3 protein-coding genes are annotated in these 4,064 nt (G+C 61.7%); 2 read left to right on the top strand and 1 reads right to left on the bottom strand.

Going from position 1 to position 4,064, the window contains the following annotated elements; genetic code table 11:
* Positions 1-10 precede the first annotated feature (10 nt).
* Positions 11-1,954 (bottom strand): aconitate hydratase, encoded by a 1,944-nt coding sequence (locus L1075_RS15495; protein WP_040242615.1) that lies wholly within the window; start codon positions 1,952-1,954, stop codon positions 11-13.
* 445 nt (positions 1,955-2,399) lie between these two features.
* On the opposite strand from L1075_RS15495, the gene L1075_RS15500 reads away from it, so the two are divergent.
* Both L1075_RS15500 and L1075_RS15505 read left to right on the top strand, forming a co-directional pair.
* Positions 2,400-3,458 (top strand): oxidoreductase, encoded by a 1,059-nt coding sequence (locus tag L1075_RS15500; protein ID WP_246942725.1) that lies wholly within the window; start codon positions 2,400-2,402, stop codon positions 3,456-3,458.
* Between the two features lie 152 nt (positions 3,459-3,610).
* A complete protein-coding gene (locus tag L1075_RS15505; protein ID WP_246942727.1) occupies positions 3,611-3,997 on the top strand; it encodes a hypothetical protein in 387 nt (128 codons plus the stop codon).
* Positions 3,998-4,064 lie beyond the last annotated feature (67 nt).

The raw sequence follows: 4,064 nt of genomic DNA on the forward strand, positions 1-4,064 counted from the left end.
GGTGGGCTTGTCAGGCGGCCTTGTGGTCGCGCATCCAGGCGATCAGGCCGCCGCTGAACAAGATCTCGACCTGGCGTGGGGTCAAGGTATGTTCGAGCGTCAGCGTTCTACCGTCAGCCTGCGCCGTCACGGGACCGCCAGCTTCCAGCGCTTCTTTTAGCTTATCGAAGCCGATGCGGGTATCGACCTCGAGCGCATCGTAATCGTTGTCGTCGGCGAAGGTCAGCGGCAGCACACCGAAGTTGACCAGGTTCTGGTGGTGGATACGGGCAAAGCTCTTGGCGATGACGACACGCATGCCCAAGTAGCGCGGGGCGATGGCGGCATGCTCCCTGCTCGACCCTTGGCCGTAATTCTCGCCACCGATGACGATATGATCGCCTGTCTCGCGGGCACGGTCGGCATAGTCGTCGACGACGCCGCGAAAGGAAAACTCGGCGATCTTGGGGATGTTGGAACGGTAGGGCAACACCTCGCCGCCGGCCGGCATGATCTCGTCGGTGGAGACATCGTCGCCGGCCTTGACCAGCACCGGCAGGTCCAGTTTTGTCTCGAGCGGCTCGAAATTCGGCAACGACTCGATATTCGGTCCCTTGATCAGGTGCACCTTGCGCGCCTTGGACGCCTCCATGGGAGCGATCAGGGTGCGGGTGTTGATGATCGGGTCGTCAGGCTCCCGCACCTGTGGGTAGGCCATGTCCAGCGTTCGAGGGTCGGTGATCATGCCCTTGAGCGCCGAGGCCGCTGCGGTTTCTGGGCTACACAGGAAGACGCGGTCTTCGCGCGTGCCTGAGCGACCGGGGAAGTTGCGCGGCACCGTGCGTAGGCTGTTGGTATCGTTGGCTGGCGCCTGCCCCATGCCGATACAGCCATTGCAACCGGCCTGGTGCAGGCGGGCGCCGGCACCCAGCAGGCTCAATAGGTGGCCGTCGCGGGTCAGCGTTTCGAGAATCGAGCGCGAGGTGGGGTTGATCTCCAACGAGACGTTATCGTCGATGGTTTGATCCTTGAGCATGGCGGCGACGATAGCGAAGTCGCGGTAGCCGGGATTGGCTGAAGAACCGACATACGCCTGCGATAACGGCTGGCCGGCTACCTCGCGAACGGGGACGACATTGCCGGGGCTCGATGGGGTGGCAATCAGAGGCTCGAGTTGCGATAGGTCGAGCGTCTCGTGGCGGTCGTAGCTGCATCCGTCGTCCGGCAACAGTTCGTGCCAATCCTCGCCGCGCCCCTCGGCAATGAGGAACGCCTTCACCGCCGTATCGGAGGGGAATACGCTGGTAGTGGCACCGAGTTCCGCGCCCATGTTGGCGATGACATGGCGGTCCATCGCCGAAAGCTGCTCGAGGCCGGGACCATAATATTCGATGATGCGTCCCACGCCGCCGCTGACGCCATGGCGGCGTAGCATCTCGAGAATCACGTCCTTGGCACTGACCCAGTCGGGCAGATGGCCCTCGAGACGCACGCCCCAGACTTCTGGCATGCGCGTATGGAAGGGCTCGCCGGCCATCGCCATGGCGACGTCGATGCCGCCGGCGCCGATTGCCAGCATGCCCAGCGAGCCGGCGGCCGGGGTATGGCTGTCGGATCCCAGCAGGGTCTTGCCGGGCTTGCCGAAGCGTTGCTGGTGTGTTGGGTGGCTGACGCCGTTGCCCGGACGCGAAAACCAAACGCCCAAGCGTTCCGCCGAGGTCTGCAGAAAGCGGTGGTCGTCGGGGTTCTTGTTGTCTTCCTGGATCAAGTTGTGGTCGACGTACTGGGCGGAGACCTCCGTTTTGACCCGGTCGAGCGCCATGGCTTCCAGCTCCAGCATCACCATGGTGCCGGTAGCATCTTGGGTGAGGGTCTGGTCGATTTTCAGGCCTATGGCTGCGCCCGGCGTCATGTCGCCGCTGACGAGGTGGGAGGCGATCAGCTTCTGGGTAACGTTACGGGGTGTGTGACGCATGATGATGTCCCCAATGGTGAAATTCGTCCCTTCAGTGTAGGACAGTCATCGTCGGCTTCACGGGCCGAGCATGTGGCCGCTGCCAGTGACGGGCAATCATCGCCAGACAAGGCTCGCCACGAAAGGCCGGGGGCAGCCTCGAAATAGGGGGGACGCCACGTCAGGCGGCAAGTTGCCAAGCCTGAGCGGCGTCATCCATCATTAGCCATTGCTCGATGTCGTACCATAATGTTTCCAGTAGCAGCTCGAGACTCTCTTCCGAGCAACACATAACGTCTCTCCCGGTAACGTGGCAGGGTGAGTGAAGCCCAGCTTTCAGTATGGCGCTCGTAAGCCAAGTCGCCGAGGTTTTTAGTGACGCTTTGTCACCGCGCGTACGGGTGGGCATCATCGCGCCGTCCTGTGGGTTGACGCCCGAGGGCGCAGGAGCAGAAGGGATTCACGCATGACCAACAAGATCAATGTGGGGTTGGTAGGTTACGGTTTTGCCAGCAAGACGTTTCATGCACCGCTGTTGATGGCGGATGACGGCATGACATTGCGAGCAATCTCCAGCAGCGATGCCGCTAAGGTGGCGGCCGATTGGCCGCAGGTTGAGGTCGAAGCCAGCGCGGCCGCGCTCTTCGCGCGCGACGATATCGATCTGGTGGTGATCCCCACCCCCAACGATACGCACTACGATCTGGCGAGTGCGGCCCTGTCCGCCGGAAAGCATGTGGTGATCGACAAGCCCTTCACGGTCACCCTCGACGAGGCGACGTCACTGGTCGAACAAGCCTCGCGGGCGGGCAAGCTGCTTTCTGTCTTCCACAATCGGCGTTGGGATGCGGACTTCCTGACCGTGCGGGACCTGCTCGAGAGTGGCGATCTGGGGCGTATCGCGCATTTCGAATCGCATTTCGACCGTTACCGGCCCGAGGTCAAGACGCGCTGGCGTGAATCGGCCGCCCCGGGGGGTGGCATCTGGTATGACTTGGGGCCGCATTTGATCGATCAGGCGTTGGTACTGTTCGGTATGCCCGAGGAGATCTTGCTCGATCAGGCGTGCCAGCGCGACGGTGCACAGGTCGACGATTATTTTCATGCCGTGCTCCGCTATGGGCAGCAGCGGATCATTCTGCATGCTGGCAGTCTGATGGCGGCGCCTGCACCACGCTTCTCCGTGTATGGCACGCATGGTAGCTACGTCAAGCATGGGCTCGACCCGCAGGAGGAGATGCTCAAGCGCGGCGAGCGTCTGCCCACGCCGGGATGGGGCGAAGATCATCAGCATGGGCTGCATACGGTGACCAATGTGCACGACGCCGGTGCGCGCCCTGAATTGCGGGAAGTGCCTACACGCGCGGGCAATTATCCGGCGTATTATGCGGGCGTTCGCGAAGCGATACGGGGGCAGGGGAAGAACCCCGTACCAGCGGAGCAAGCCCTGGCGGTGATGCAGGTGCTCGAAGCGGGTCGACGCAGTGCGCAACACGGGGGCTTCGAGCACTTGGTGGCGCATTGAGGCTTTCGAGCAGGCGCTCGGTAGGTGGTTTTTCCTTGCATCATGCGAATACCTTGTCTAGGGTCTGTATAGGGTTGAGCGATAACCTTTTACTCGCATAACCCACACACTTCACCTGAATGTGAAGGCGTAAAGGATTAAGGAGGATTCGCATGAAACAGCAACTGACCGCACTGACCTTCGCCGCGCTCCTAGCACTGCCCACTGCGGGTGCCTTCGCGCAAGATGATTCGGCGCCGGATGTCAGCAGTGAGAAAGGGTCAGCCAACACCGCGGAAGGGTCTACCAAAGTTGAAGGTGGTACCGTCAGTGGTGAAACCGAAGGATATGTCGACGGAGAAGACAGCATCCCCGGTGGTGATCAGGAAGGCCTGAGCACCGAAACCGGCTCGGCCAATACCGAGCAGGGTGATACTGCTGCACAGGGTGGCACTGCCGCGGCTCCAGATGCGGATGATGGTCCGGTACCGGAAAGCATGGATGATCCGGCAGACAACCACGGTGTGGATTCCGCGCAGGATGTCGATCCCGAAGAATGATCGTTTTGATGGTCCATGGACTGGGCCACTGTCACGCTAGGAAGCGATACGATGAAGCCCCGCCACG

Origin of the sequence: Chromohalobacter beijerinckii (assembly GCF_023061185.1) — a bacterium.
Lineage (GTDB): Bacteria > Pseudomonadota > Gammaproteobacteria > Pseudomonadales > Halomonadaceae > Chromohalobacter > Chromohalobacter beijerinckii.